We start from the raw sequence: 24603 nt of genomic DNA, 5'->3' as shown, positions 1-24603 counted from the left end.
TGTCGCACTTGTTCAGGAACACGATGATGTAAGGCACACCGACCTGGCGGGCCAGCAGGATGTGCTCGCGGGTCTGGGGCATGGGGCCGTCAGCGGCGGAGCACACCAAAATGGCGCCGTCCATCTGGGCAGCGCCGGTGATCATGTTTTTCACATAGTCGGCGTGGCCTGGGCAGTCGACGTGGGCGTAGTGGCGATTGGCCGTTTCGTACTCGACGTGGGCGGTGTTGATCGTGATGCCGCGCGCTTTTTCTTCGGGCGCCGCGTCAATTTGGTCGTAACCTTTGGCTTCGCCGCCGAACTTGGATGCCAGAACGGTCGTGATCGCCGCCGTCAGCGTTGTCTTGCCATGGTCCACGTGGCCAATCGTGCCTACGTTGACGTGCGGCTTGGTCCGCTCAAATTTGCCTTTTGCCATTTTTCTCTCCAGATAAAGAACATGCCCGTGTACGGTTTAACGTCTGCACTGTGTTGCTGATTCACTTCGCACGGGTACAAAGTGGCACACAATCGCAGACAAGGAAAAAAAGCTGCCGCCCCACACGGGCCGGCAGCTGACGTTACTTACTTGGCGCGCGAAGCCATGATGGCTTCCGACACGTTGCGCGGAGCTTCAGAGTAGTGCTTGAACTCCATGGAGTATGTAGCACGGCCCTGCGACATCGAACGCAGCGTGGTCGAATAACCGAACATTTCAGACAGCGGCACTTCAGCCTTGATGGCCTTGCCGCCACCAACCATGTCTTCCATGCCCTGCACCATGCCGCGACGTGACGACAAGTCGCCCATGACGTTGCCGGCGTAGTCTTCAGGCGTCTCAACTTCCACGGCCATCATGGGCTCCAGAATCACGGGGCTGGCCTTGCGGCAGCCTTCCTTGAAACCGAAGATGGCAGCCATCTTGAAGGCCAGTTCGTTCGAGTCCACATCGTGGTACGAACCGAAGTGCAGCGTGACCTTGACGTCGACCACAGGGTAGCCAGCCAGCACGCCGGACGTGACGGCTTCGTTGATGCCCTTTTCCACCGCGGGGATGTATTCGCGAGGAACCACACCGCCCTTGATGGCGTCGACGAATTCGATACCCTTGCCGGCTTCGTTGGGCTCGATCTTGAGCACGACGTGGCCGTACTGGCCCTTACCGCCGGACTGGCGCACAAACTTGCCTTCTGCGTCTTCCACCGTCTTGCGAATGGTTTCACGGTAAGCCACCTGCGGCTTGCCGACGTTGGCTTCCACGCCGAATTCGCGCTTCATGCGGTCAACAATAATTTCCAGATGCAGCTCGCCCATGCCGGCGATCAGGGTCTGGCCGGACTCTTCGTCGGTCTTGACGCGGAAAGACGGATCTTCCTGGGCCAGGCGTTGCAGCGCGATGCCCATTTTTTCCTGGTCGGCTTTGGTCTTGGGTTCCACAGCCTGCGTAATCACGGGCTCAGGGAACACCATGCGCTCGAGCATGACGATGGCATCCGGATCACACAGGGTTTCGCCAGTGGTCACATCTTTGAGACCCACGCAGGCGGCGATGTCGCCGGCGCGGATTTCGCTGACTTCTTCGCGGTTGTTCGCGTGCATCTGCACGATACGGCCGATACGCTCTTTCTTGCCTTTGATCGGGTTGTAAACGCTGTCGCCCTTTTTCAGGACGCCGGAGTAAACGCGCACGAAGGTGAGCTGGCCCACAAACGGGTCAGTCATCAGCTTGAATGCCAGCGCAGAGAATTTCTCTTCGTCGTCAGCCTTGCGGGTGACAGGCGCCTCATCTTCGTCCATGCCCTTGACAGGCGGAATGTCGATCGGCGACGGCATGAATTCAATCACGGCGTCCAGCATGCGCTGCACGCCCTTGTTCTTGAAGGCGGAACCGCAATACATCGGCTGGATTTCGCTGGCGATGGTGCGCGTGCGGATGCCCAGCTTGATTTCAGCTTCGGTCAGATCACCTTCTTCAAGGTATTTGTTCATCAGCTCTTCAGACGACTCGGCAGCAGCCTCGACCATCTTCTCGCGCCATTCCTTGGCCAGCTCGACGAGCTCGGCGGGAATATCGCTGTAGGTGAACTTCATGCCTTGCGAGGCTTCGTCCCAGATGATGGCCTTCATTTTCAGCAGGTCGACCACGCCGGTGAAGCTTTCCTCAGCGCCGATGGGGATCACCATGGGCACAGGGCTGGCCTTCAGGCGCAGCTTCATCTGCTCGACGACCTTGAAGAAGTTCGCGCCGGTGCGGTCCATCTTGTTGACGAACGCAAGGCGGGGAACTTTGTACTTGTTGGCCTGGCGCCAGACGGTTTCCGACTGGGGCTGAACGCCACCCACGGCGCAGTACACCATGCAGGCGCCGTCAAGCACGCGCATGGAGCGCTCGACTTCAATCGTGAAGTCCACGTGACCCGGAGTGTCGATGATGTTGATGCGGTGCTCAGGCAGGGACGTGTCCATGCCCTTCCAGAAGCAGGTGGTGGCAGCCGAAGTAATCGTGATGCCGCGCTCCTGCTCTTGCTCCATCCAGTCCATGGTGGCAGCGCCGTCGTGAACTTCACCAATCTTGTGGTTCACGCCGGTGTAAAAAAGGATCCGCTCGGTGGTGGTGGTCTTGCCGGCATCAATGTGCGCGGAAATGCCGATGTTGCGGTATTGTGAAATGGGGGTAGCGCGGGACATAAATTACTTTCAGTTCGGGGTTACGAACAAAGACTCGTTGAAGGACTGCCCGCAGTCCGGGCATCCTTCATTTCTTCTACGCGTCTGCTGGCCGGGAAGGGTGTTGTGCACCACACCCGGCTGGCAGAAATTGGGGTTGAACGGCCGGCAATCAAGGCACCCAGCACCTTGAAACCAACCAGCAACCCGTCAATTCAGCGCAGCAATTACTGCAATCGAAAATTAGAAGCGGAAGTGGCTGAACGCCTTGTTGGCTTCTGCCATGCGGTGAACTTCGTCACGCTTTTTCATGGCGCCGCCGCGGCCTTCGGTCGCTTCCATCAGCTCATTGGCCAGACGCAAAGACATGGACTTCTCGCCACGCTTCTTGGCGGCTTCCTTGAGCCAGCGCATGGCCAGAGCCATACGGCGGACAGGACGCACTTCAACCGGCACCTGGTAGTTGGCGCCGCCGACGCGGCGCGATTTCACTTCAACCATGGGCTTGATGTTGCCGATGGCCATGTGGAAAGCCTCAAGCGGATCTTTGCCGGGGTTCTTTTTCTCGATAAAGTCGAGCGCGCCATAAATGATGCGCTCTGCGACGGCCTTCTTGCCGCCTTGCATGATCACGTTCATGAACTTGGCGAGATCAACATCGCCAAATTTTGGATCAGGAAGAATTTCACGTTTAGGGACTTCGCGACGACGTGGCATTTTTTCACCTCTTTGCTTCAGTTGGCATTGCTTTTGGCAACACCGCGAGAGTTATCAAAACCCTCACTTACTCGACCGGTGCAACTATTTGCACTTGGGTCACTTCGTTTCAGACACCTGCCAGGGCGAATGAAACACCTTGTTTTGAAGGAACTATCACAGACTTCTGTGACAACTTCTTCTGGCGCGAGCTCTCAGTGAAGAGAAAAACCCGAGCCGGCTTGGCTTATTTGGCCTTTGGCTTCTTCGCACCGTACTTGGAACGCGACTGCTTGCGGTCTTTCACGCCTTGCAAGTCGAGCGAGCCACGGACGATGTGGTAACGCACACCGGGCAAGTCCTTGACACGACCGCCGCGAACCAGCACCACGCTGTGTTCCTGCAGGTTGTGGCCTTCGCCGCCGATGTAGGAAATGATTTCAAAACCGTTGGTCAGGCGCACTTTGGCAACCTTACGCAGAGCGGAATTGGGCTTTTTAGGCGTCGTGGTGTACACACGGGTGCACACACCGCGGCGCTGCGGAGAATTTTCCATCGCAGGGCTCTTGGACTTGATCTTTTCGACCTCGCGCCCCTGACGGACTAACTGATTAATGGTTGGCATTGAAAACGTCCCTAAACGTCTGAAAACTAATTTACCGTGTTGATACGGCCACAAATATTTCCCGCCACGAAAGCGGAAAAGCCTTCTAGTATAAACCGGATAGGGGAATCCCTCAAGCAGAACGCGCGGCCAGGACGCATGAAGGAGCTGACAACAGGTAATCCGGCGCCCAAAGTGGGGATGTTAGTACCCACTCCCACCGAATTTGATGGCACCCAGGAGGCGTTTGATTCGCGAAGAGCCGCTTTGGGGGGCAGGCTTCTGCATTCCCGGCCAAAGCGCGGGGAGAAAAAAGGTCACGGCAAGGGCTGTGCAAGCGACGGCCGGCCGTAGCGGCGGGGAGCGCGGCCTTAGCCACGCCACCCACCGCGTGTTCGTCTTATTTAATCCACAGCCGGATGGCGTCCCAAGCACGCCCCAGGATGCCAGCCTCGCCCACCGCTTCCAGCGCCACCAACGGCACTTCGGCCACCGGGCTAGGGTTGTCGCCCAGGGTGACCTTCAGCGTGCCAACAGCCTGGCCCTTGGCAAACGGCGCCACCAACGGGTCGGGCCGCGCCACCTGGGTTTTGACTTTGGCAGCACCACCGGCAGCGATGGCCACCACGATGGCCTGCGGACGGCCCAGCTTCACGGTCGAGGAGGTGCCTTTCCAGACCGACGGGGTAACCACAGCCTGGCCGGCGTCGAACAGCTTCACGGCTTCATAGGCCGTGTAGCCCCAATTCAGCAGTTTTTGCGATTCATTGGCGCGTGCGCTGTCGCTCACGGTGCCCAGCACGATGGCCAGCAACCGGCGCCCGCCCGGCGCGCCGGCAGCGCCCAGGTTGGGAAAGTCGCGCTTTGCCGTGGCGATCATGCAATAGCCGGCGGCGTCGGTATGGCCGGTTTTCAGGCCGTCCACCGTCGGGTCGCGGAACAGCAGGGTATTGCGGTTGGTGTCGTTGGCCGCGGGCGTGCCGGGATAGCGGTACTTCTTGATCGCCGAATAGCCGATGTAATCAGGGAAATCCTGCATCAGCCGGGTGGACAGGATGCTCAGGTCACGCGCGGTGGTGGTGTGGCCGGGCTCGGTCAGGCCTTCCGGGTTTTTATAGGACGTGGACTTCATGCCCAGCGCCTTGGCCTGCTCGTTCATGAGGCGGACAAAGTTTTCGGCCGAGCCGCCCACGCCTTCGGCGAGCGCCATGGTGGCGTCATTGCCGGACTGCACCACCATGCCCTTGATCAGGTCTTCCACGGGCACCTGCATCTTCGGGTCGATGAACATGCGCGAGCCGGGCATCTTCCAGGCGCGCTCACTGACGGGGAAGGTCTGTTTCAGGTCAATCTTTTTGGATTTGAGCGCATCGAACACCAGGTATTCGGTCATCAGCTTGGTCAGCGATGCAGGCTCCACCGGCGAATCGATGTCCTTGGCCGCCAGGATCTGGTTGGCGGTGATATCCAGCAGCAAATAAGAGCGTGCGGCGATTTCGGGCGCTTGCGGCACCTGGGCATGCACCACGGGCAGCGCTGCGGAGAAAACCAGGAACACGGTGGCGGCAAAAGCGCGCAGGCTGGGGGCGGCGCGGAGGGCCTTGAGTGAAGCTTGCATCAGTAGGGGTTCAGTGAAATTCGGTGAAGGGGTAAGGGTCTGGGTCAGGGAGCGCCTGGCAAACAGCATCAGGCGGAGGGCGAAGACAGGTGGCGAACCACGAGATTTTTCAGCAGGGGCAATTGTCCATGAAAGAAATGGCTTCCCCCCGGCACAACGGTAACAGGCAGTGCTTGCGGCCGGGCCCAGTCCAGCACGGCGGACAGCAGCACCGTGTCGTCGTGCTCGCCGTGCACGACCAGGGTTTTCAGATGCGCGGCTTCGTCGATGGGTGCAGCAGGCGCGCGGGTCACGCTGGTGCCGACCAGCACCAGTTTTTCAATATCGCGGGCTGCGCTGAGGCGTTCAAAGGCGTGGGTGGTGACAAAAGCGCCGAACGAAAACCCGGCCAGTGCCAGCACCTGGCCGCTGCTGGCCGGTGCCGCATGTTCCACCACGGCCAGCAAGTCCTCGAGTTCGCCCCGGCCTTCGTCATGGCTGCCGGCGCTGCCACCCACACCGCGGAAATTGAACCGGACGGCGGTCCATCCGCATTGCACAAAGGCCCGGGCCAGCGTCTGCACCACCTTGTTGTCCATGGTGCCCGCAAACAGCGGGTGCGGATGCGCAATGACCGCCACGCCGCGCGGGCCGGCGGCGGGGAGGTCTACGGCAATTTCAAGCGCGCCGGCTGGGCCCTGGATGGTCGATTTGCGGGTCTGCGAATTCACGGTGATGGATTCCATTCAAACAGGTTGCTATCAAATAAGGAGCTGCTTGCGCCCGTTCCTATTGGGCCGGAAGGTCAAAAGATGCGAATTTCGAGAATAGTGGCCTTCCCCCGACCTACCGCCCGACGTGCGCGGGCACCAGCAGGCGCTCGACGACTTTGCCGTTTTTCAGGTGCGACTCGACAATTTCATCAATGTCGCTGGCGTCGACATAGGTGTACCAGACCGCTTCGGGGTAGACCACCGCCACCGGACCGGCTGCGCAGCGGTCCAGGCAGCCAGCCTTGTTGACCCTGACCTTGCCCGGCCCGGCCAGCCCCGCGGCTTTCACCTGCGATTTGCAGCGGTCAAAGCCTTCCTGTGCGCGGTGGTCGGCACAGCAGTCTTCGCCGTTGGCGCGCTGGTTCAGGCAAAAGAAGACATGGCGTTCGTAATAGGAATTTTGTTCAGGCATGGTGTGACTTTAGTGGATGTGTGCTGGATATGGTTCCCATTGCTCCGGCGGTCAAGGCACCTCAACGACCAACGCTGTCGCCTTTTTCACCAGCGGAAGCATCAGCAGCAGGGTCGGGAATGCAACGACCCAGGAAAGCGCCCAGGCGCTAAGCCAGATGCGCAGGACCCCGGGCGTGATGCCTACGCCTTTGAGCGTGCTGATGATGGACACGATGCAGGTCATCAACACGGAAAGCAGCAAGGGTGTGACCCAGCGCGCGCTGCGGGCGGGGAGTTTTGTGAAACCGAAAAGGGTGCGCGATGAAGATTTCGAAGAGTTCATACAGGGTTCCATAAGCCGTCCAGTCAAGGCGCCTTTCCGGCAGCCGATGGCATGCCGGAAACACAACCCCGGCATGGCCGGCGGTAGTAGGCGCGTTGATTGACGTAAACGCTTACGGCAACTCTTGAGGGAGATCGCAGGCCAATATTAGCAGAGGCAAATCACCGGCGCACATCAACGCGCGGCTCGCGCCCTGAAAGCCGTACCAGCACATACAGCAAAGCTGCATACGGCCATAGCCAGCCCAGCCACTGCACCAGGCCGTGAAAACGGATAAAGCGGCCCTGCTCCCAGGTTTGCAGGGTTTGTGCGAAATACGGATCAGCGGGCGCCTGGTTGAGCAGCCCCAGGTGAACCGTGAGGGCCAGCAGCGCCAGCGCGGCAGCCCCCCGGCGCGGCACAGGCAGCAGCAGCGCCGCCAGCACAACGGCAAATCCGACGCCCACCTGCACCGGCAGGTCCAGCCAGGCCCAGGCGTGGTCCGGACCGTAGCTCAGCGCGGCCGACAGCGCCGATGCGGCAATGCCGACCGCGATGATGGCCGCCGAAAACGCCGCGCGCTGCCAGAGTGTGCGGATCACGCAATAGCCGAGCAGGCAGGGAATCAGCGCGCCCAGCGCCACGCACAACAATTCGGCAATCGGCACCAGCGGCTGCAGCTCCATGTCGCGCACCGGCATCCATTCGAGGAAAGGCGTGTCGGTCAGCACCTCGGCCAGCGCAGCCTCCAGCCGCTCGAACACCTGCCCCAGCCCCAGGGGCACGGAAGCAGGAAACAGCAACGCGGGCGGCCAGAGCATCAGCAGCACCAGCGCGCCCCGCGCATCCTGCGCGAACCAGCGCGCCCGAAAGCGGCTCCAGCGGTCGACGATGCCGGCTTTTTCCAGCGCCCACGCACAGCACGCGCCCAGCCACGCGCCGGTGGTGTTGAGCGCCAGATCGACATTGGAGGGAATGCGCGAAGGCAGGTAGCTTTGTAGCGTTTCCATTGCCAGCGACAACAGCGCGCTGACCAGCACCGCCACTGTCACAGCCCAGGAAATGCGCCGGCTGCGCAGTGCCGACAGCGCCAGCAGGAAACCCAGCGGCGCATAGCCCAACAGGTTGGCGCCCACATCAAAGCCGGTCCAGTACTGCGGCAGGGGCGCTGTCAGGAACCTGAAGGGTGAAATGCCCTGGTCGCGCCAGTCGGCAAAGGGGTAAAGGCTTGCGTAGATGACCAGGCAAATGGTTGCCAGGGACAGCGGCCAGGCGGTGGTCTTGTGAACACCCCTATCGTTCTCACTACGCTTCGCTTCGTGTAGTGCCTTTTCCCCTTGCAGGGGACGACGCGAGTCGCCCGGCGAAGCCGGTTCGACCGCGTCTGCTGGTTGGGGAGGGGCCTTCTTTTTCACTGCTGCGCCCGGTTGTGACCTTAGAAGGGCTTGACCACGACGAGGATGACTGCTGCCAATAACAGCAGCACCGGCACTTCGTTAAACCAGCGAAACCATTTGTGACTGCGGCTGTTGTGATTGTTGACGAACCTGGCCAGCAGGCGGCCGCAGGCGTGGTGGTAGCCGATCACCAGCACCACGACGGCGAGCTTGGCATGCATCCAGCCGTTGCCGGGCCCGCGGCCTATGCCATAACCCAGGTACAGCCACAGGCCAAAGCCCAAAGCGGGCACGGCCAGGATGGTGGTGAAACGCATGAGCTTGCGTGCCATCAATATGAGCCGCTCGCGCTCGGCCACGCTTTCCGGCGGCACCATGGCCAGGTTCACAAAAATGCGCGGCAGGTAAAACAGCCCGGCAAACCAGCTGGCGATGAAAACGATGTGGAGTGATTTGACCCAGAGCATAAGGAAGTGTAGCCCCCACGCTCCCCCACTTCGTGTGGGTCGCTGCCCCCCGAGGGGGCCGCCCGCCTGCGGCCCGGCAAAGCCGGTTCCGCGGCTCATGCTGGTTTAAAACCCGCACCCATCCCTTGAGACGATAGCGGCGCCGTGGCCACGGGCCAAAAAAATGCCCGGATGGCACTGGGCCAACCGGGCTGGTAAGCCTTTTTGCTGTCACACGCAAAGGCCCCGCTCAGGGAGGAAAAGCGGGATGCAGTTGCCAAATTGGTAACCACACGTAGCAATTCTAACCACGCTGGCTGCGCATTGGCAATGATTTCATAAGTTAACTAAGTAATTCCATGTAAAGCCTGCCACCTCCGAAATGGCGCGGCACCAAGCATGTCTCCATATATACATAGATAGCAGATGACGCCCAGCCAAATACTTTCAGGCCTTGATCAACCTTTGGCACAATTTGCGCATGACACAGCACGCCCCCAACTTCGCGCCCTTCCCCGCCGGGCGCCCGCGGCGCTTGCGCCGTGATGCCTTCACCCGCAACCTGGTACGTGAACACGCACTTACCCCGCACGACCTCATTTATCCCGTCTTTGTGGTGGACGGCCAGCAGCAGCGCCAGGCGGTGGCGTCGATGCCTGGCGTCGAACGGCTGAGCCTTGACTTGCTGCTGCCGGTGGCGGAGGAATGCGTGAAGCTGGGCATTCCGGTGATGGCGCTGTTCCCGGTCGTGGATGCTTCGCTCAAGACCTATGACGGCGTTGAGGCCACCAATCCCGATGGCCTGATCCCGCGAGTGGTGCGGGCACTGAAGAAGCACTTTCCCGACCTGGGCGTGATGACCGACGTGGCGCTGGACCCCTTCACCACGCATGGCCAGGACGGCCTGCCCGATGAAAACGGTTACATCCTCAATGAAGAGACGGTGGCCATGCTGGTGCGGCAGGCGCTTTGCCAGGCCGAAGCCGGGGTGGACATGGTCGCGCCCAGCGACATGATGGACGGCCGCATTGGCGCCATCCGCCAGGCACTGGAGGCCAAAAAACTGATCCACACCCGCATCATGGCCTACAGCGCCAAGTACGCGAGCGCGTTCTACGGCCCGTTCCGCGACGCGGTCGGTTCGGCCAACAACCTGGGCAAGGCCGACAAAAAGGCCTACCAGATGGACCCGGGCAACAGCGACGAAGCGCTGCGCGAGGTGGCCATGGACATCGCCGAAGGCGCCGACATGGTGATGGTCAAACCCGGCATGCCCTACCTGGACGTGGTGCGCCGCGTGAAAGACGAATTCGGCGTGCCCACCTTCGCCTACCAGGTCAGCGGCGAATACGCGATGATCAAAGCGGCCGCGCAAAACGGCTGGCTGGACCACGACGCCGTGATGATGGAAAGCCTGCTGGCGTTCAAGCGCGCCGGCGCCGACGGTGTGCTGACGTATTTCGCCATCGACGCTGCCCGCAAGCTGCGGCAAGGCTGAACCGGGCGGCAGGTGTTGCGCGCCAACCGCTATTAAAATCATAGCTGCCAGCGCCCGACCCGCTTGGTCGAAATGCCGATTAATACCTCAAAACAAGGATAAAAAGGGCTTTCATGCGCGTTTTCACCATCGCTTCCGGCACCCAGGGCATCATCGAGACAGATACCCTGCCGGCCCAGTTGCCGGCGCAGGGTTTTGTCTGGATTGCCTGCGCCCGCCGCGAGTTCGAGGTGATGCAGGCGCAGGTCCAGGCGGCGCTGCAAACGCTGTGCGGCACCCAGCTGGTCGACCTGCATGTGGCCGACCTGCTGAACAACCAGCTCCCTTCGCACTACGACTACACCTCGCAGTACGACATCCTGGTGTTCCGCCGCCTGGCGGCCGGGCAAAGCGAAACCGACCTCAGCCAGCCCGGCGAACCGCTGCACGAGCGCATGAAACGCAGCGGCCCGCCGGTCCTCAAGCGCATCGACACCAGCCCGGTCGGTTTTGCCGTGTTTGACAAGGTTGTGCTGACGGTGCACCCCGCCGACTGCGCGGTGCGCGATGCTTACGCGACCCGCCTGCTCAATGCGACCACGGCGGAGTCGCGCTCCAGCGGCGTCAAGCTGCCCGCCAGCCCCGCCGACCTGATGCTGCGCATCGTCAACCAGATGGTGGACGGTTACCTCGAGCTGCGGCGCGAGCTCACGCGCCAGCTCGACCACTGGCAATCCGAGCTGCTGCGGCCCGGCACGCGCTTTACCAACTGGAGCTCGGTGCTCGATGCGCGGCTGGCCATGCACCACCTCGATGAGATTTGCGAAGACCAGCGGGCTGCGCTGCAGGACTGGATCGATTCGATTGAAACCTGGCCCGAAGGCGGCACACCCGCCGCAGTGCGCGAGCGCGAGCTGCTCAAGATCCGCTCACGCGACGTGCTCGAGCACATCGAGCGTGTGGTGCACCATGTGCGCCGCATGGAGCAAAGCGCCGAAACCGCGGTGCAGATGCATTTCTCGGCGCAAAGCAACCGCACCAACGACATCATGCGCACGCTGACGGCGCTCACCGCCATCTTCCTGCCGCTGAACCTGATCACCGGGTTCTTCGGCATGAACTTCGAGTTCATGCCCTTTCTTCACGCATCCACCGGTTTTTGGTGGACCTTCGGGGTCATGGTCCTGATCGTCGTGGTGGTCGCCACGGTGTTCTGGCGCAAGCAGTACCTGGCCAGGACGCGCCGCTGACACGGCGCCCGCAAACGGTTCCCGAAAGCCACTGCCGCGATCTGCCGCCATGCAGCCTGAAACCCGGCCTCACCATCCTTGCGGCGTGAAGGTTGGCTGCGCAGGCTGGAGCCTGCCGCGCGACACCTGGCCCGAATTCCCGCCGGACGGCAGCCACCTTGAGCGCTACGCCGCCCGTTTTAATGCGGTCGAGATCAATTCTTCCTTCTACCGCCCGCACCAGCCAGCCACCTATGCGCGGTGGGCGGCCACTGTACCGGCGCATTTCCGCTTTTCCGTCAAACTGCCCAAAGCCATCACGCACGAACAACGGCTGCGCCGCTGCGATGCCCTGCTGGACACTTTCCTGGCACAGGTCCGCTGCCTGGGCGACAAGCTCGGTTGCCTGCTGGTGCAGCTGCCGCCCAGCCTGGCTTTTGATCCAGCAACGGCCACGGGCTTCCTCACCGCACTGCGGCAACGCCATGCCGGCGGCGTTGCGCTGGAGCCGCGCCATGCCAGCTGGTTCACACCAGCGGCCGACGACCTGCTCAAGGCCATGAAGGTGGCCCGCGTCCTGGCCGACCCGGTTCTGTTTGACACAGCCGCCCAGCCGGGTGGACACCCCGGCCTGGTCTATGTGCGGCTGCATGGGTCGCCGAAGATGTATTACTCGGCCTATGCACCCGATGTGCTGGATACGCTTGCCGTCCGGCTTGAGCTTGCGGCGGCGTCCGACGCCGGCGTCTGGTGCATCTTTGACAATACGGCCAACGGCGCTGCAGTGCCCGACGCGCTTCTCCTCACCGGCAAGCTGGCACGAAGCTGACCTGCAGGAGTGGGTAGCAGCACCCCGAAAAGGATGTCCCATGAGCAATCAAGCCGGCAAGAAGGCGCTGAACGGCCATACAACCTGCGCCGATGACCTGACGCGCGAAAATGTCGAAGCCATGCGGCGCGTGGAAGAAACGGCACTGGCCAACCGCAGCCGGGCTGACCGCATCGCCGCCTTTGTCGCCGGCTTCTGCGGCTCCATGCCTTTTGTCTGGATGCACGTGGCTGCGTTTGCGTTCTGGATCAGCTTCAATTCATGGCCGGGGCTGGCGCATTTCGACCCCTACCCCTTTACCTTCCTGACACTCATGGTGTCGCTGGAAGCTATCTTCCTCTCGTCTTTTATCCTGATCAGCCAGAACTATGAATTGCGCATCAGCGACAGGCGCAACCAGCTGGACCTGCAGATCAACCTGCTGACCGAGCAGGAAAACACCAAGATGATCCAGATCCTGGAACGCATCGCCAAAAAGGTAGGCGCCAACATCGAGGGCGACCCGGACATTCCCATCCTCAAGGAAAACACCGACCCCGAAAAGCTGGTCGCCCAGATCGAGCAGGCGCAGCGCGACAACCCGCTGGCGGCAAAAGGCTAGAGACTCAGACCCAAGGCTGGGCCAGCCCTTCGGCATGGAAGGCCTTGATCACGGCAGGCCTCGCCAGCACACGCTGCAGGTAGGGGCCGAGGTGGGGCCGGTTGCGCGCCGGCGACGACGCAAAGTTGCGCGTCCAGCGGCACAGCGTCAGCGCATAGATATCTACCGCCGAATACGCCGCACCCAACAGCCACGGTTGGTCATGAATTTTCTCCAGCCTTGCCAGCTCTGCGTCCAGCTGGTCCAGCATCAGGCCGACTTTGGCTTCGGCATGCGACTTCAACTCGGCTACGCCGGCGTCGTTGCCGGGGTTCATCCAGCGGTCGGTGTAAAAATAAATGATCAGCGCCGACTGCATGGTGTTGGTCAGCCAGATCAACCATTTGTAGAAATGCGCGCGCTCGGTGGTGCCGACGGCTGGGGCCAGACCGGCTTCAGGATGCGTATCGCACAGATGCAGGCAGATCGCGGCGGTTTCATACAGCACCAGGTCACCGTCGACCAGCGTCGGGATCAGGCCGTTGGGGTTGAGCTTGCGGTAAGCCTCCGACCGGTGCGCGCCGGTGCTGGTGTCGACGAGGACTTTTTCAAACGGCACGCCCAGTTCCTGGAGCAGGATGTGAGGCGCCATGGCGGCAGAGCTGGGAGAGAAATGAAGCTGGTACATCTGGCGTATTTTGCCGCACGCTCCTCCCCGATCTGCAAGCAAGGTGCCGCGGGACTGGCTTTGCCAGACCGCAGGCGCCGCCCCCTCGAGGGGGGAACAGGCTACACGCAGTGAGCCTGGACGGGGGTGAGTTTTACAGACCGAAGATACCGGCGGCATTGCCCCAGGCGATCTTGCGGGCCACGTCGGCAGGCAGGTCGCCCAGCCAGGTGCGGTAGCCCTTCATGAGATCGTCGTAATAGAGCCAGCGCTGGTTGACCCAGGTGTCGGAGCCGATCATGAAGCGGCCGGGATATTTGAGCAGCAGTGCGCGCCACTCGGGGCACAGCTTGCCGCCTTCACATGTGAGGCCCGGCCGGTAAGACAGCTCACCCATCAGCTGCGGGTATTTGCTGAAAAGCGCCTCCACGCGCGGGATCGGCACACCGCCTATGCCGGTGTGCGCCCAGATGAGCCGTGCATCTGGTGCGTGGGCCATCAGCAGGTCGATCGCCGTGTCGTCTACGTGCGAGAGCACGGCCAGCTTGTTCTTCGCAGCGAACTGCATCAACTTTTTGGCCACGGGTCCGTTGGCATTGGCGCTGTCGTACAAATGAAATTCACCGATGCCCTTGTACGGCCCCGCCTGGTCGCCCGTGACGCCGCGGGCAAACTCGGCCTGCACCATCTCGTAAATGGACTCATCACGAAACCAGTTGTCGTAGTCGGCGCGGTTGCGGTACAGGCGTATGAAAGGCACCACCGTCACGCCTGCCTGGCGGGTTTCCGGCATGGCGGCCAGCGACTTGGTGCCGTCGTTGGGCCGCGAGTTGGCGACGATGGCCTTCACGCCGTTGCGCTTCATGCGCGCAAGAACATCAGCCGGCGCGTGTGGACCACTGTTTCCGTTCCAGGCTTCTTCGTTGTAATGCAGGTGCGTGTCAAACAACGGACCGGCGTAGTCGGCCGCGCGGGCCGCCGCCGAAAACGCTATCAAAACAATAGCTACTCGCGCACATCTGCAAAGGGCCACAACCCAAAAAGGCTTGAATCCGGAGACAGGGCGCACGGTCAGGCCAGCTCGGCGGCAAGGAACGCCAGCGAACGTTCGCGTGCCAGCTTCGCCGCCGCTTCGTTGTAGGAGCCGCGCTGGTCGCAATTGAAGCCGTGGTTGGCCCGGTACACATGCACCTCGACTTCCGGGTGCGCCTTGCGGAAGGCTTCAACGCCTTCCATCGGGATCCAGTGGTCCTGGTCACCGAAATGGGCCATGACCGGACATTTCGGCTGGCGCGCGATTTCTTCCTCGGCCGTGATACCGCCGCCGTAGTAGGGAACGGCTGCGGACAGGCCCTTGAGCAGGCAGGCCGCACGCCAGGTCAAGAGGCCGCCCCAGCAAAACCCGATGATGCCGACCTTGCCGCCACCGGCCTTGGCCGCGTGGTCAATCGCCGCCTGGATGTCTTGCAGCACACCGGCACCCGGTAGCGCGGTGACAGCGGTTTTCAGCTCGAAGCCGATCTTCATGTCCGCCTCGCTGTAACCCATGTCGACGCCGGGCTTGACACGCTCGAACGTGGCGGGCGCCACTGCCAGGTAGCCTTCCGCCGCAAAACGGTCCGTCACGCCGCGGATGTGCGAGTTGACGCCGAAAATTTCCTGCACAACAACGATGCCGCCGCGCGGCTTGCCTTCGGGTTGTGCCACATAAGCCGGCACGACGAAGCGGTCGGCGGCGGTGAGATTGGTGAATTGCCCCATGAGATGGATGCTCCTCTGAATTGGTTGATCGGTATGGATGAGGGGGGAAACTGGAGGGGAAACGGCCAGCGGTTTATGCCCCGGCCTGGAGCTTTCGCTCCACAAAATCGAGCCGGTCCTGGCCCCAGAACAGTTCACCGTCGATGACATAGCTGGGTGCGCCGAACACGCCGGCGTCGATCGCCTGCTGGGTATTGGCTTCATAGCGCTCCTGCACCGCCTGGCTGAAGGATTGCTCCAGCCGCCCGGCCGGCAAGCCGCATTCGGCCAGCAGCTCGGCCAACACTTTTTCGTCGGCAATATGGCGCTCGCGCACCCACACGGCGCTGAAGATCGCGCCACCGATTTTCATCGCGGCTTCAGTGCCGTCGTGCAGGTTCACCGCGATGATGAGGCGCGAGGCCTCATCGCCCGACACCGGGAAATATTTGGGCTTGAGGTTCAGCGGCGCATGCAGGTAGTCTGAGTAGCGCTGCAATTCCAGCAAGCGGTAGGCCTGGCGCTGCGGCGCGCGCTGGGCCAGCGGCAACCCGCCCGAGATGGGAAACACCTTGCCGCCCAGATCGATAGGCAGCACATTCACGGTAGCGCCCGCCGCACGGGCGATCTGCGCAAAGCGTTCGTGGCCCAGATAAGTCCATGGACTTTGCGGCGTAAAGTAATAATCCACAACGGTGCTCATGATCGTCTCCGGTTTTGGGGGCCCGTTCAAGTACATTGACCCGATGCAATCCCCGTTTTTACCCGGGATTGCCATTTTCTGCAGGAGGTCCGGTTTGTCAAAAGTTGTTTTGATTACAGGCGGCTCGCGCGGCATAGGCGCCGCATGCGCCCTGCTCGCGGCACGCCAGGGTTGGGCGGTGGCCGTCAACTACACCAGCAACTCGCTGGCAGCCGACGAAGTGGTGCGGCAAATCCGCCAGGGCGGCGACCAGGCCATCACGGTTCAGGCCGACGTGGCCGATGAGGCACAGGTGCTGGCCATGTTTGAAAAAGTGGACGCCAAACTCGGCCGGCTGGACGGCCTCGTCAACAATGCCGGCGTGGTGGACCGCACCAGCCGCGTTGACGCCATGACGCTGGACAGGGTGCGGCGCATGTTCGAGATCAATGTGTTCGGCTCGTTCCTCTGCGCGCGCGAAGCCGTCAAACGCATGAGCACGCGCTACGGCGGTGCGGGCGGCGCCATCGTCAACGTCTCGAGCGCCGCAGCGCGGCTGGGCGGGCCAGGCCAGTACGTGGACTACGCAGCCGCCAAGGGCGCCATCGATACCTTCACGGTCGGGCTGGCCAAGGAAGTGGCCACCGAAGGCATTCGTGTGAACGGCGTGCGTCCGGGCATCATCGACACCGACATCCACGCCTCGGGCGGCTTGCCCGACCGGGCCCGTGAACTGGCGCCGCTGGTGCCGATGCAGCGGCCGGGCACCGCCGGCGAAGTGGCGGAGTCGATTGTCTGGCTGCTCGGCGACAATGCGAGCTATACAACAGGTGCACTGCTCGACGTCGCCGGAGGGAGGTAGTGCCCCCACGTTCGCTCACTGCGTGTAGCTCTCTGCCCCCCGAGGGGGCGCTGCGCCTGCGGCCCGGCGAAGCCGGTTCCGCGGCCCCTGCTGGAATTTGTTGGGCAGACCGCTTTTGGGCTTGCCACTTGAATTGCCTCTAAGGAAAAACGATGGATTTCAAACCGCTTGTCACGCTGCTGGCCATCGTCAACCCGCTGGCCATCGTGCCGTTTTTTATCCACTACACGCAGGGCTTCTCCGACGAGCAGCGCCGCCGCACCATCCTGGTGGCAGCCTTTTCGGCATTTGTCGTTATCGCCATCAGCGCGCTGCTGGGCCTGCAGATCCTGGACTTCTTCAGTATCTCGCTGGCGAGCTTCCAGGTCGGCGGCGGCATGCTGCTGCTCATCAGCTCGATGAACATGCTGAACGCGCAGCCGGCCGAAGCCAAGCCCCTGACCAATGAAATGGAAGACGGCGCCGAGAAGGCCGCGCGCGGCGCCAGCATCGCCGTGGTGCCGCTCACCATTCCGCTGCTGACCGGCCCGGCCACCATGTCGACCGTGGTGATTTACGCCGAGAAGGCCCAGACGGCCTTGCAGGTTGCCGCGCTGGTCGGCTACGGTGTGGTGATTGCGCTGGTGACTGCCATCAGCTTTTCGCTGGCCGAGCCGATTGCCCGCGTGCTGGGCAAGACCGGTATCAACGTCATGACACGTTTGATGGGCCTGATCCTGGCCGCATTGGCGGTCGAGGTGATGGCCGGCGGCCTTGGCAAGCTCTTTCCCATCCTGCGTTCCTGAACACCCGCTGAACCTAGATGGCTGGTGCACGCATCCTGCTGGTGGAAGACGACCCGGCGATTGCCCGGTCCATCATTTACACGCTGGAGCGCGACGGCCTCAGCGTGACACACAGCCTGCTGCTGGGCGATGCGCGCCGCCAGCTTGCGCTGCAGCTGCCCGACGCCGTGATCCTGGATGTCGGCTTGCCCGACGGCAGCGGTTTCGATCTGTGCCGCGAACTGCGCGCCGCAGGCAGCCTGCCGGTGCTGATGCTGAGCGCGCAGGGCGAGGAGATCGACCGTGTGCTCGGGCTGGAACTGGGCGCCGACGACTATGTGAGCAAACCCTTCAGTCCGCGCGAGTTGCTGGCGCGCGTGCGCAGCCTGCTCAGGCGCGCGCGCATGCCTGCCCCTGCAGCGGCGCCGGCTGGCGCCAGTCCTTTCGTGATTGACACCGCGGGCCAACGCGCAAACCTGCACGGCCTCCCACTCAACCTGACGCGCCGCGAGTTCGGCCTGCTGGCAGAGCTGCTGCGCCACCGCGAACGCATCCGCTCACGCGATGAATTGCTCACTGCGGTTTGGGGCACGGACTCGGACAGCACGGACCGCACGGTAGACACCCATATCAAGACCCTGCGCGCCAAGCTGCAGGAAGCAGCGCCGGAGCATGACTACATCGTCACACACCGCGGCATGGGTTACTCCCTGGATATCAACCGCACCAAAGGCAGCTGACATGCGCCTGGGCATACGCCTGCTGTTCGGTTTTTTTCTGGTCACGGGCCTTGCGGCTTTTTTTGTACTGCGCGTCTTCATGGCCGAGGTCAAGCCCAGCGTGCGCGAGGTCATGGAAGACATGATGGTGGACACAGCCAACATCCTGGCCGAGCTCGCCAGCGACGACCTGTCGGCCGGCGCCATCGCCAACGGGCGCTTCGCCGGCCACGTGCGCAACTATGCGCAGCGGCCGATTGACGCGCAGATCTGGGGCCTGGCCAAGCAATCGCTGGACTTCCGGGTGTACGTGACCGACGCCGCCGGCAAGGTGGTGTTTGACTCGGAGAACGCGGCGACCGGCCAGGACTATTCGCGCTGGCGCGATGTGGCCCGCACGCTGCGCGGCGAGTACGGCGCGCGCGCCACCCGTGAAGTGCAGCAGGACGATCGCAGCTCCGTGATGTACGTCGCCGCGCCGGTGCAGCAGGACGGCAAAATCATCGGCGTGCTGACCGTCGCCAAACCGATGTCCACCATCCAGGCCTTCATCGACCGGGCCGAACGGAAGATTTTTCTAAGCGGCCTGCTGTTGCTGGTGTTGTCGCTGGCCATCGGTGTGGTCGTGACGCTGTGGGTGGTGTGGAGCATTCGCAAGCTGCGCCGCTATGCCAACGCCGTCGGCCAGGGCGAGAAACCCGCGGTTCCGCAGATACCGGGCGAGCTTGGCGATCTGGCCATGGCAGTCGATGCCATGCGCCTGAAGCTGGAGGGCCACGAGTACATAGAAGATTACGTGCGCGCCCTGACCCATGAGCTCAAGAGCCCGCTCGCCGCGATCCGCAGCGCAGGCGAGCTCTTGCAGGACGAGCTTCCCGAACACGCGCGCCGCGAGTTTTCCGGGCAGGTACTGGCCCAGTCCGGCCGCATGCAGGCGCTGGTGGACCGCATGCTCGAGCTGACGAAGCTGGAGCAGCGCCATGCACAGGTAGAGCGCGAGCGCCTTGCGTGGGCCGGCTTCCTCCAGTCTTTTGAGCTGGAGACCGGCGCCGGCCGGACCCAGCATGCGATCAAAGTCGTAATCCGTCCGGAACATGCCGGCGTGCATGCGGAGCCCGGCCTCCTGGGCCTGGCGCTGAGCAACCTGCTGGAAAACGCGCGCTCGTTCGCACCCGAGGGCTCTGCGATCACCCTGGAAGCGGGGCCAGACTTCATCGCCGTGCAAGATGCCGGGCCCGGCGTGGCGGACTACGCCCTGCCCCGCCTGGGTGAGCGCTTTTTCTCGACCGTGCGGCCCGACGGACACACCAAAGGCTCGGGCCTGGGGCTGGCCATCGTGCGGCAGATCATGCTGCTGCACGGCGGGCGCATGGTGGTTCGCAACACGCAGCCAGGGCTGCGGGTCGAGCTGCATTTCTAGCCGCGGCGCGCGCATCACGCGGCCACCTTTGCCGGCTCAGGCTTGACCGCTTCAACCTGTTTGAACCGTGCATACCAATCCACCTGCCGCGTCAGCATCATGATGGCCGCGAGCACGGCGAACAAGGCCACTGCACCCAGCAGCAAGGCTGTTTGCTCCATCCGCAGCAGCACAAACAACATGCCGTACAGCGTGGCGATGCCCAGGCCAAAAGGCAGGCCGCGCGACCAGCGGCCCAGCATGTGGCTGGCGTAATAGGTCAGCAGCAGCACGCAGGCGGCGGCTGCAATCGCATAAGCAGCTTCAAAGGGCATGTGCTCCGAGAGGCTCACAAGCAACAGGAAGAACATGCTCATGGCAGCACCCACCAGCAGGTACTGGATCGGATGCACGCGCAGTGACTTCATGAATTCAAACAGCCCCACGGCCAAAAAAGTCAGGCCGATGAACAGCAGGCCGTATTTGGTAGCCCGGTCGCTGAGCGCATAGGTGTTGGAGGGGTCGACAAAGGTCACGCTGAAGGCCTCCACGCAGGAGTTGGTGGCCGAACCATCGCTGTAAGGCGGGCAAACGCTCTTGCGCTTGCCCGGGTCGGGCTGTGTCACCTCCTGCTGCGCCGTGCTGGCCAGCGAGCTGACACGCCAGCTGGCTTCAAAACCCTGGTCCGTCACTTTGCGGTCCACCGGGAGAAACTGCCCGCCAAAACTCGGGTGCGGCCAGTTGGACGTGAGCTGCACCCGGGTGTCGCCGCCCAGCGGCACGACTGAAATGCTTTCAGTGCCGACCAGTTCCAGTGCCAGCTGCGCCTGCAGCGGCGCCATGCCCATCATGGCCATGGACAGCGGCGCATGCACGCCGCGCGGGTAGCTGCCGTAGAAGGTGCCGGGCTTGAGCGCCAGCACCTGCTCGCCGATCTTGACGCTGGCATGGCGTATGCCACGCGAGTCGGACACCGCCATCATCAAGAGCGGCTGGCCGCAGTTCATGCGTGAGCCGGCGTGTTCGGCCACGGGCTTGAGCGCTGCGGTGTCGGTCCATTCGGCCACGATGTCGGCCTTGAGATTAAAGGCCTGCGTCGCATGCAGGCCGCGGGCGCGCGCCTCGAGTTTGCTGCCGCCCTTGACGGTCAGCAAAGCCGGTGCGGCCACCAGTGTGAACTCGCGCCGCTCGGTTTGCACTTTCTTGTCCTCATACTTGACGTCCCACTCCTCGGTGCAGGCCCGGTGGATGAGCGGGCCGGTGAGCGTCTGCGGGCCGGCCAGGCTCTGGGCCACGCTCTGGATGGCGATCTGGCGGTAGGTCTGGCGGTCGCGCACCACGCCGCTGATCTGGAACAGCGCGAGGACCAGCAAAACCACCACCAGGGCCAGCGCGAAGAATTTTTGTTTCATGAATTCCTTTCGTTTGAACAACGAAGGGAAGTGTGCAAATCCTGTGTGAGGGCAGGATGAGCTGCGGGCCGCTTATGTGAAGTCTGTGTGAAGCCCCCACAGTCGTTCACTTCGTGTAACTCCTTGCCCCCCGAGGGGGCCGCTCGCCTGCGGCCCGGCAAAGCCGGTTCCGCGGCTCATGCTGGGTTGAAGATTCAGGGCGTATTCAGTGGGAATATTCCACCAGTGGGGGCCGAGGGTCCGGCTTCGCCGGCCCCAGGCGCCGCCCCCTCGAGGGGGGAACGGGCTACACGAAGTGAGCCCGGACGGGGGTGGTTCTATTTCTTCCTGAGGAGTTTCACCAGCTGGTTGCTGGTGTTGCGCAGGCGCTGGGCCATCATTTGTGTGATCTTGACCAGCAGCTTGGCGCCCACGCCGGGGTGGTCGCGAATCAGCAAGGCAATTTCATGGCGGCCCCAGACGCCGGCCTCGACGGGTTCTATGGCGGTGCAGGTGGCATAGCGCGGCTCGCTGTCGAGCATGGACATGTCGCCTATTGCCGCGCCGCTGCGCACCACGGCCACGCGCGAGACGACCGGTTCCGCGCCGGCTTCGGCCTGCGCCGCTTCGGCGGCTGATTCCAGGCGTTTGGTGACATCGACCGTGCCCTTGAGGATCAGCATCATCCAGTCGCCGGCCTCGCCTTCGCGGATCATCACCTGCCCCGGCTCGGCGCGGACCAGCAGCATGGTCGCTCCCAGGATGTCGGCTTCGGCCGGCGTGAAGTCCTGCAGCAGCTGCGAATTCTGCAGCAGGTCGGGTCCGTAAGCGCTCAGCTGCTCGCAGCAGCCGAACACATGCAGCCCTGCGGCATCCAGTTGTTCTTCCAGCGTTTTCATGGCGCAAGGCGTTTCAGCGCGCAGGGGTTTGCTGCAGCCATTGGTCCAGTTCCTCGATGGCGGCGTCGGTGGCTGCTGTGAGGGCCCGGACGCCGCCGGGAGCGTCGTTGCTGGGCGCAGGACGCTGCACGATGACATTGCGCTGGCCGACCAGCTTTTCGCCCGCGGGCGTCACCTCGACCAGCGTGGCGCGCAGGCGGATCAGGCCGACGCTGACGTTGGGCGCTGTAAACAGGTGGCTGAACTCTTCAAGGTCCAGGCGCAGCAGCAGCGGCAGCACCGCGTTCTGGCTGCGGTTGAGTGCCACGCTGGAACCGGCGCTGAACACGGCGCGGCGCTGCCCAAGCTGCTCGCGCAGGCGCTGGCGCACCAGCTGCGCGGGCGGCATGCTCCATCGCGCCTGCGAGTACGGCCGCAGCTGCTGCGCGTCGGTATACGCCAGGCGATACAGCACTGCCATGTTGTCGAGCGCGCCGCCAGAGGTGGAGATGTCGTCGAGCGCCAGCGGCGGCAACGGCGCCTGCCGCGTGCTGGGCTGAACAGCCAGGAGGCCGGGGCCGAAGTCATACATGGTGGCCCGCGTGGGCTTGTCGGGCAGGCCCGAGCAGCCGCTGACCGCCAGCGCCATGACTATCGAGGAAAAAATGGCCAAGGCCTTTGATGGACGGGCGCAAGCAGCTACTGAATTCATAGCGGATGAAATGGTCTTGAGAAAATCGAATGTCATTTTTTCTCTCCGTTGGCAGAAAAACCGGGCTCGCCCGGACCGGGCACCGGTGGACCGTTGCCGAAAATCAGTGACTGCGGGTTGTCGTCCACCGCGCTGACGGTGCGGCGCAACTGGCGCATCGCGCGAGCGGTTTCGTCAGCCACTTCGCCCAACTTGGGCAAGGTGCCGGCGCTGAAGGTCTCCACCCCCGAGGCCAGCGCGGCGCCGCCCTCGGACAGCTTGTCGAGCGGCCCGCCTTTTTCACTCAGGCGCGTGGCGGTCGCGCTGACGTCGTCGGCGGCCGTCCTGACGGATTTCAGCGTGGCCGTGGCATCGCGCGACAGGCCCGGCAGGCTCGCTACCGTAGGCTCAAGCCCTTTGGCCACGCGGTTGATGCCGCTGGCCGCTTCGCCGAGTTGCGTGATGGCGGAAGTCACTGCCGCCTGGTTCTCGTCGGACAGCAGTTTGTTCAAACGCGTGCTGGCTTCTTCGACCTGGTTGAAGATCACTTCGCTTTGCTTGAGCAGTTTGTCCAACCCACCTGGTTTGAGCGGAATGCGCGGCGGATCGTCGTCGTTCACCGCCAGCCGCTCAGCGGACTTTCCGTCGTCGTCGAGCTGGATGAAACCCAGCCCCGTGACACCTTGCGATGCCACCGTGGCAAAAGTGGATTTGGTGACCGGCGCGCTGCGGTCGATCGATACCCGGATCAGCACATTGCCCTTGACCTTGGTGTCAAACCCGATGACCTCGACCTTGCCGACCGGCACGCCGCGAAACCGCACCGTGGCCTGCGGTTGCAGGCCCGAAACAGTTTCGCTGGTGCTCATGTCGTACAGGTCGCGCTGGGTGTTGTCGCGCGTCAGCCAGATGGCCAGCAGAGCCAGCAGGGCGGTCACCACCAGCACAAATGCGCCGGCGGCCATGGCATGGGCTTTGTTTTCCATATCGAAGCCTTTCTAAACAGTAAAGGGGTATTCGCGCAGCAATTCCATCGCGCGCTGACCCCTTTCGCCAAGGAAAAATTCGTGAATGAAGGGGTGCGGAAACGCCACCACTTCCTTGGGCACATCGTTAACGATGACTTTTTGTTCGGCCAGCACGGCGATGCGCGTGCTGAGCTCAAAGAGCGTGTCCAGGTCGTGCGTCACCATCACCACCGTGAGCTCCATGTCGCGGTGCAGCGAACGCAGCAGCGAGACGAAACTGTCGGAGCTTTCCGGGTCCAGGCCCGCAGTGGGCTCGTCAAGCAGCAGCAGCGGCGGGTCCATGATGAGGGCGCGCGCCAATGCCACACGCTTGACCATGCCGCCCGAGAGGTCGCTCGGCATCTTGTCGGCTGCGTCGGGGCCCAGGCCCACCATTTGCAGCTTGACCATGGCCGCCTCATAGACCAGTGCGCGCGGCAGGGTCTTGAGCTCACGCAACGGGAAGGCGATGTTCTCAAGCACGGTGAAGGCCGAAAACAGCGCACCCTGCTGGAACAGCATGCCGACACGGCTGGCCGCTCCCCGCTTGCCGAGTTCGGCGGCCGGCCGGCCCAGCACAGTGATCTCGCCCTGGGTGGGTTTCTCCAGCCCGAGTATCTGGCGCAGCAGCACTGTTTTGCCGGTGCCCGACCCGCCCACCAGAGACAACACCTCGCCCCGCTCCACCGTGAGGTCCAGGTCCTTGTGCACCACGGCCTTCTTGTCGCCGTTCTGGAACACGGTCCAGAGTTTTTTGATATCGACGATGGAATCAGTCATTGGGAAAACGCCGAAGGTGTTTTGACGTGTGCAA

27 protein-coding genes are annotated in these 24603 nt (G+C 62.8%); 8 read left to right on the top strand and 19 right to left on the bottom strand.

All coding sequences use genetic code 11. The features are described 5' to 3' along the window. The 10 genes from AC1DYQ_RS17240 to AC1DYQ_RS17195 all read right to left on the bottom strand — a co-directional run. Positions 1 to 418: GTP-binding protein (locus AC1DYQ_RS17240; RefSeq protein WP_477687792.1), on the bottom strand; the 418-nt coding region annotated here is incomplete at its 3' end. 146 nt (positions 419 to 564) lie between these two features. Next, entirely contained in the window at positions 565 to 2667 is a 2103-nt protein-coding gene (gene fusA / locus AC1DYQ_RS17235; RefSeq protein WP_457281667.1) for an elongation factor G, read from the bottom strand. A gap of 222 nt (positions 2668 to 2889) precedes the next feature. After that, positions 2890 to 3363 carry a 30S ribosomal protein S7 gene (gene rpsG, locus AC1DYQ_RS17230; protein ID WP_011481226.1) on the bottom strand — a complete coding sequence of 158 codons (474 nt, stop codon included), beginning with the start codon at positions 3361 to 3363 and terminating at the stop codon, positions 2890 to 2892. Between the two features lie 226 nt (positions 3364 to 3589). Next, complete coding sequence (gene rpsL, locus AC1DYQ_RS17225; RefSeq protein ID WP_092130055.1) at positions 3590 to 3967, bottom strand: 30S ribosomal protein S12; 378 nt, start codon at positions 3965 to 3967, stop codon at positions 3590 to 3592. A gap of 379 nt (positions 3968 to 4346) precedes the next feature. Then, a complete protein-coding gene (locus tag AC1DYQ_RS17220) occupies positions 4347 to 5564 on the bottom strand; it encodes a D-alanyl-D-alanine carboxypeptidase family protein (RefSeq protein WP_477687791.1) in 1218 nt (405 codons plus the stop codon). A 68-nt stretch (positions 5565 to 5632) separates the two neighbouring features. After that, entirely contained in the window at positions 5633 to 6274 is a 642-nt protein-coding gene (locus AC1DYQ_RS17215; protein WP_477687801.1) for an alpha/beta hydrolase, read from the bottom strand. Positions 6275 to 6389: 115 nt separating this feature from the next. Continuing rightward, positions 6390 to 6728 (bottom strand): (2Fe-2S) ferredoxin domain-containing protein, encoded by a 339-nt coding sequence (locus AC1DYQ_RS17210; RefSeq protein WP_457281670.1) that lies wholly within the window; start codon positions 6726 to 6728, stop codon positions 6390 to 6392. Positions 6729 to 6779: 51 nt separating this feature from the next. Continuing rightward, positions 6780 to 7052 carry a DUF2798 domain-containing protein gene (locus AC1DYQ_RS17205; RefSeq protein ID WP_477687790.1) on the bottom strand — a complete coding sequence of 91 codons (273 nt, stop codon included), beginning with the start codon at positions 7050 to 7052 and terminating at the stop codon, positions 6780 to 6782. Between the two features lie 161 nt (positions 7053 to 7213). Continuing rightward, entirely contained in the window at positions 7214 to 8374 is a 1161-nt protein-coding gene (locus AC1DYQ_RS17200) for a VanZ family protein (protein ID WP_477687800.1), read from the bottom strand. Positions 8375 to 8466: 92 nt separating this feature from the next. After that, entirely contained in the window at positions 8467 to 8895 is a 429-nt protein-coding gene (locus tag AC1DYQ_RS17195) for a CopD family protein (RefSeq protein ID WP_477687789.1), read from the bottom strand. 460 nt (positions 8896 to 9355) lie between these two features. On the opposite strand from AC1DYQ_RS17195, the gene hemB reads away from it, so the two are divergent. The 4 genes from hemB (at position 9356) to AC1DYQ_RS17175 (ending at position 13010) form a co-directional block, all read left to right on the top strand. Beyond that, positions 9356 to 10372 carry a porphobilinogen synthase gene (gene hemB, locus AC1DYQ_RS17190; protein WP_477687788.1) on the top strand — a complete coding sequence of 339 codons (1017 nt, stop codon included), beginning with the start codon at positions 9356 to 9358 and terminating at the stop codon, positions 10370 to 10372. A 113-nt stretch (positions 10373 to 10485) separates the two neighbouring features. After that, entirely contained in the window at positions 10486 to 11601 is a 1116-nt protein-coding gene (locus AC1DYQ_RS17185; RefSeq protein ID WP_477687787.1) for a magnesium transporter CorA family protein, read from the top strand. A 49-nt stretch (positions 11602 to 11650) separates the two neighbouring features. Next, positions 11651 to 12409: a DUF72 domain-containing protein gene (locus tag AC1DYQ_RS17180; protein ID WP_477687786.1), complete on the top strand. Its 759-nt coding sequence runs from the start codon at positions 11651 to 11653 to the stop codon at positions 12407 to 12409. A 40-nt stretch (positions 12410 to 12449) separates the two neighbouring features. Beyond that, positions 12450 to 13010: a DUF1003 domain-containing protein gene (locus AC1DYQ_RS17175; RefSeq protein ID WP_477687785.1), complete on the top strand. Its 561-nt coding sequence runs from the start codon at positions 12450 to 12452 to the stop codon at positions 13008 to 13010. A gap of 4 nt (positions 13011 to 13014) precedes the next feature. On the opposite strand, the gene AC1DYQ_RS17170 is transcribed toward AC1DYQ_RS17175, so the two are convergent. The 4 genes from AC1DYQ_RS17170 to AC1DYQ_RS17155 form a co-directional block, all read right to left on the bottom strand. Beyond that, positions 13015 to 13677: a glutathione S-transferase family protein gene (locus AC1DYQ_RS17170; RefSeq protein ID WP_477687784.1), complete on the bottom strand. Its 663-nt coding sequence runs from the start codon at positions 13675 to 13677 to the stop codon at positions 13015 to 13017. A gap of 133 nt (positions 13678 to 13810) precedes the next feature. Beyond that, entirely contained in the window at positions 13811 to 14659 is an 849-nt protein-coding gene (locus AC1DYQ_RS17165) for an amidohydrolase family protein (protein ID WP_477687799.1), read from the bottom strand. A gap of 68 nt (positions 14660 to 14727) precedes the next feature. Further along, a complete protein-coding gene (locus tag AC1DYQ_RS17160; RefSeq protein ID WP_477687783.1) occupies positions 14728 to 15417 on the bottom strand; it encodes a dienelactone hydrolase family protein in 690 nt (229 codons plus the stop codon). Positions 15418 to 15490: 73 nt separating this feature from the next. Further along, positions 15491 to 16099 (bottom strand): DsbA family protein, encoded by a 609-nt coding sequence (locus AC1DYQ_RS17155; protein ID WP_477687782.1) that lies wholly within the window; start codon positions 16097 to 16099, stop codon positions 15491 to 15493. 94 nt (positions 16100 to 16193) lie between these two features. Between AC1DYQ_RS17155 and AC1DYQ_RS17150 the strand changes: the two genes are divergently transcribed. The 4 genes from AC1DYQ_RS17150 (at position 16194) to creC (ending at position 19843) form a co-directional block, all read left to right on the top strand. Beyond that, complete coding sequence (locus tag AC1DYQ_RS17150) at positions 16194 to 16940, top strand: SDR family oxidoreductase (protein WP_477687781.1); 747 nt, start codon at positions 16194 to 16196, stop codon at positions 16938 to 16940. A gap of 152 nt (positions 16941 to 17092) precedes the next feature. Next, positions 17093 to 17725 (top strand): MarC family protein, encoded by a 633-nt coding sequence (locus AC1DYQ_RS17145; protein ID WP_457281681.1) that lies wholly within the window; start codon positions 17093 to 17095, stop codon positions 17723 to 17725. Between the two features lie 17 nt (positions 17726 to 17742). Next, positions 17743 to 18444: a two-component system response regulator CreB gene (gene creB, locus AC1DYQ_RS17140; protein ID WP_477687780.1), complete on the top strand. Its 702-nt coding sequence runs from the start codon at positions 17743 to 17745 to the stop codon at positions 18442 to 18444. A gap of 1 nt (position 18445) precedes the next feature. Continuing rightward, on the top strand, positions 18446 to 19843 hold the full coding sequence (creC, locus tag AC1DYQ_RS17135; protein WP_477687779.1) for a two-component system sensor histidine kinase CreC: 1398 nt from the start codon (positions 18446 to 18448) through the stop codon (positions 19841 to 19843). Between the two features lie 14 nt (positions 19844 to 19857). Here creC and creD read toward each other — a convergent pair whose 3' ends face one another. From creD to AC1DYQ_RS17110, 5 genes are all read right to left on the bottom strand, one after another. Then, entirely contained in the window at positions 19858 to 21234 is a 1377-nt protein-coding gene (creD, locus tag AC1DYQ_RS17130) for a cell envelope integrity protein CreD (RefSeq protein ID WP_477687778.1), read from the bottom strand. A 317-nt stretch (positions 21235 to 21551) separates the two neighbouring features. Further along, positions 21552 to 22112: a Crp/Fnr family transcriptional regulator gene (locus tag AC1DYQ_RS17125; protein WP_477687777.1), complete on the bottom strand. Its 561-nt coding sequence runs from the start codon at positions 22110 to 22112 to the stop codon at positions 21552 to 21554. Positions 22113 to 22125: 13 nt separating this feature from the next. Next, positions 22126 to 22839, bottom strand: coding sequence for an ABC-type transport auxiliary lipoprotein family protein (locus AC1DYQ_RS17120; RefSeq protein WP_477687776.1), 714 nt, complete (start codon positions 22837 to 22839; stop codon positions 22126 to 22128). After that, a complete protein-coding gene (locus AC1DYQ_RS17115) occupies positions 22836 to 23768 on the bottom strand; it encodes an MlaD family protein (RefSeq protein WP_477687775.1) in 933 nt (310 codons plus the stop codon). Before AC1DYQ_RS17115 ends, AC1DYQ_RS17120 begins: the two co-directional genes overlap by 4 nt. 12 nt (positions 23769 to 23780) lie before the next feature. Next, entirely contained in the window at positions 23781 to 24569 is a 789-nt protein-coding gene (locus AC1DYQ_RS17110) for an ABC transporter ATP-binding protein (RefSeq protein WP_477687774.1), read from the bottom strand. Between the last annotated feature and the right edge of the window lie 34 nt (positions 24570 to 24603).

The sequence above is a fragment of the Polaromonas sp. P1_F4 genome (assembly GCF_056405675.1).
Note: the sequence above shows the minus strand (reverse complement) of the source record. Positions and strands in the feature narration are given on the sequence as shown.

Excerpts from the sequence above, each read along its gene's own strand:
- AC1DYQ_RS17175 (WP_477687785.1), top strand. The coding sequence starts at position 12,450 with ATGAGCAATCAAGCCGGCAAGAAGGCGCTGAACGGCCATACAACCTGC.
- AC1DYQ_RS17195 (WP_477687789.1), bottom strand. The coding sequence starts at position 8,895 with ATGCTCTGGGTCAAATCACTCCACATCGTTTTCATCGCCAGCTGGTTT.
- AC1DYQ_RS17120 (WP_477687776.1), bottom strand. The coding sequence starts at position 22,839 with ATGACATTCGATTTTCTCAAGACCATTTCATCCGCTATGAATTCAGTA.
- AC1DYQ_RS17205 (WP_477687790.1), bottom strand. The coding sequence starts at position 7,052 with ATGAACTCTTCGAAATCTTCATCGCGCACCCTTTTCGGTTTCACAAAA.
- fusA (WP_457281667.1), bottom strand. The coding sequence starts at position 2,667 with ATGTCCCGCGCTACCCCCATTTCACAATACCGCAACATCGGCATTTCC.
- AC1DYQ_RS17125 (WP_477687777.1), bottom strand. The coding sequence starts at position 22,112 with ATGAAAACGCTGGAAGAACAACTGGATGCCGCAGGGCTGCATGTGTTC.
- AC1DYQ_RS17110 (WP_477687774.1), bottom strand. The coding sequence starts at position 24,569 with ATGACTGATTCCATCGTCGATATCAAAAAACTCTGGACCGTGTTCCAG.
- AC1DYQ_RS17170 (WP_477687784.1), bottom strand. The coding sequence starts at position 13,677 with ATGTACCAGCTTCATTTCTCTCCCAGCTCTGCCGCCATGGCGCCTCAC.
- AC1DYQ_RS17145 (WP_457281681.1), top strand. The coding sequence starts at position 17,093 with ATGGATTTCAAACCGCTTGTCACGCTGCTGGCCATCGTCAACCCGCTG.
- AC1DYQ_RS17210 (WP_457281670.1), bottom strand. The coding sequence starts at position 6,728 with ATGCCTGAACAAAATTCCTATTACGAACGCCATGTCTTCTTTTGCCTG.
- AC1DYQ_RS17220 (WP_477687791.1), bottom strand. The coding sequence starts at position 5,564 with ATGCAAGCTTCACTCAAGGCCCTCCGCGCCGCCCCCAGCCTGCGCGCT.
- AC1DYQ_RS17115 (WP_477687775.1), bottom strand. The coding sequence starts at position 23,768 with ATGGAAAACAAAGCCCATGCCATGGCCGCCGGCGCATTTGTGCTGGTG.
- rpsG (WP_011481226.1), bottom strand. The coding sequence starts at position 3,363 with ATGCCACGTCGTCGCGAAGTCCCTAAACGTGAAATTCTTCCTGATCCA.
- AC1DYQ_RS17155 (WP_477687782.1), bottom strand. The coding sequence starts at position 16,099 with ATGAGCACCGTTGTGGATTATTACTTTACGCCGCAAAGTCCATGGACT.
- hemB (WP_477687788.1), top strand. The coding sequence starts at position 9,356 with ATGACACAGCACGCCCCCAACTTCGCGCCCTTCCCCGCCGGGCGCCCG.
- AC1DYQ_RS17180 (WP_477687786.1), top strand. The coding sequence starts at position 11,651 with ATGCAGCCTGAAACCCGGCCTCACCATCCTTGCGGCGTGAAGGTTGGC.
- AC1DYQ_RS17185 (WP_477687787.1), top strand. The coding sequence starts at position 10,486 with ATGCGCGTTTTCACCATCGCTTCCGGCACCCAGGGCATCATCGAGACA.
- creB (WP_477687780.1), top strand. The coding sequence starts at position 17,743 with ATGGCTGGTGCACGCATCCTGCTGGTGGAAGACGACCCGGCGATTGCC.
- AC1DYQ_RS17160 (WP_477687783.1), bottom strand. The coding sequence starts at position 15,417 with ATGGGGCAATTCACCAATCTCACCGCCGCCGACCGCTTCGTCGTGCCG.
- creD (WP_477687778.1), bottom strand. The coding sequence starts at position 21,234 with ATGAAACAAAAATTCTTCGCGCTGGCCCTGGTGGTGGTTTTGCTGGTC.
- creC (WP_477687779.1), top strand. The coding sequence starts at position 18,446 with ATGCGCCTGGGCATACGCCTGCTGTTCGGTTTTTTTCTGGTCACGGGC.
- rpsL (WP_092130055.1), bottom strand. The coding sequence starts at position 3,967 with ATGCCAACCATTAATCAGTTAGTCCGTCAGGGGCGCGAGGTCGAAAAG.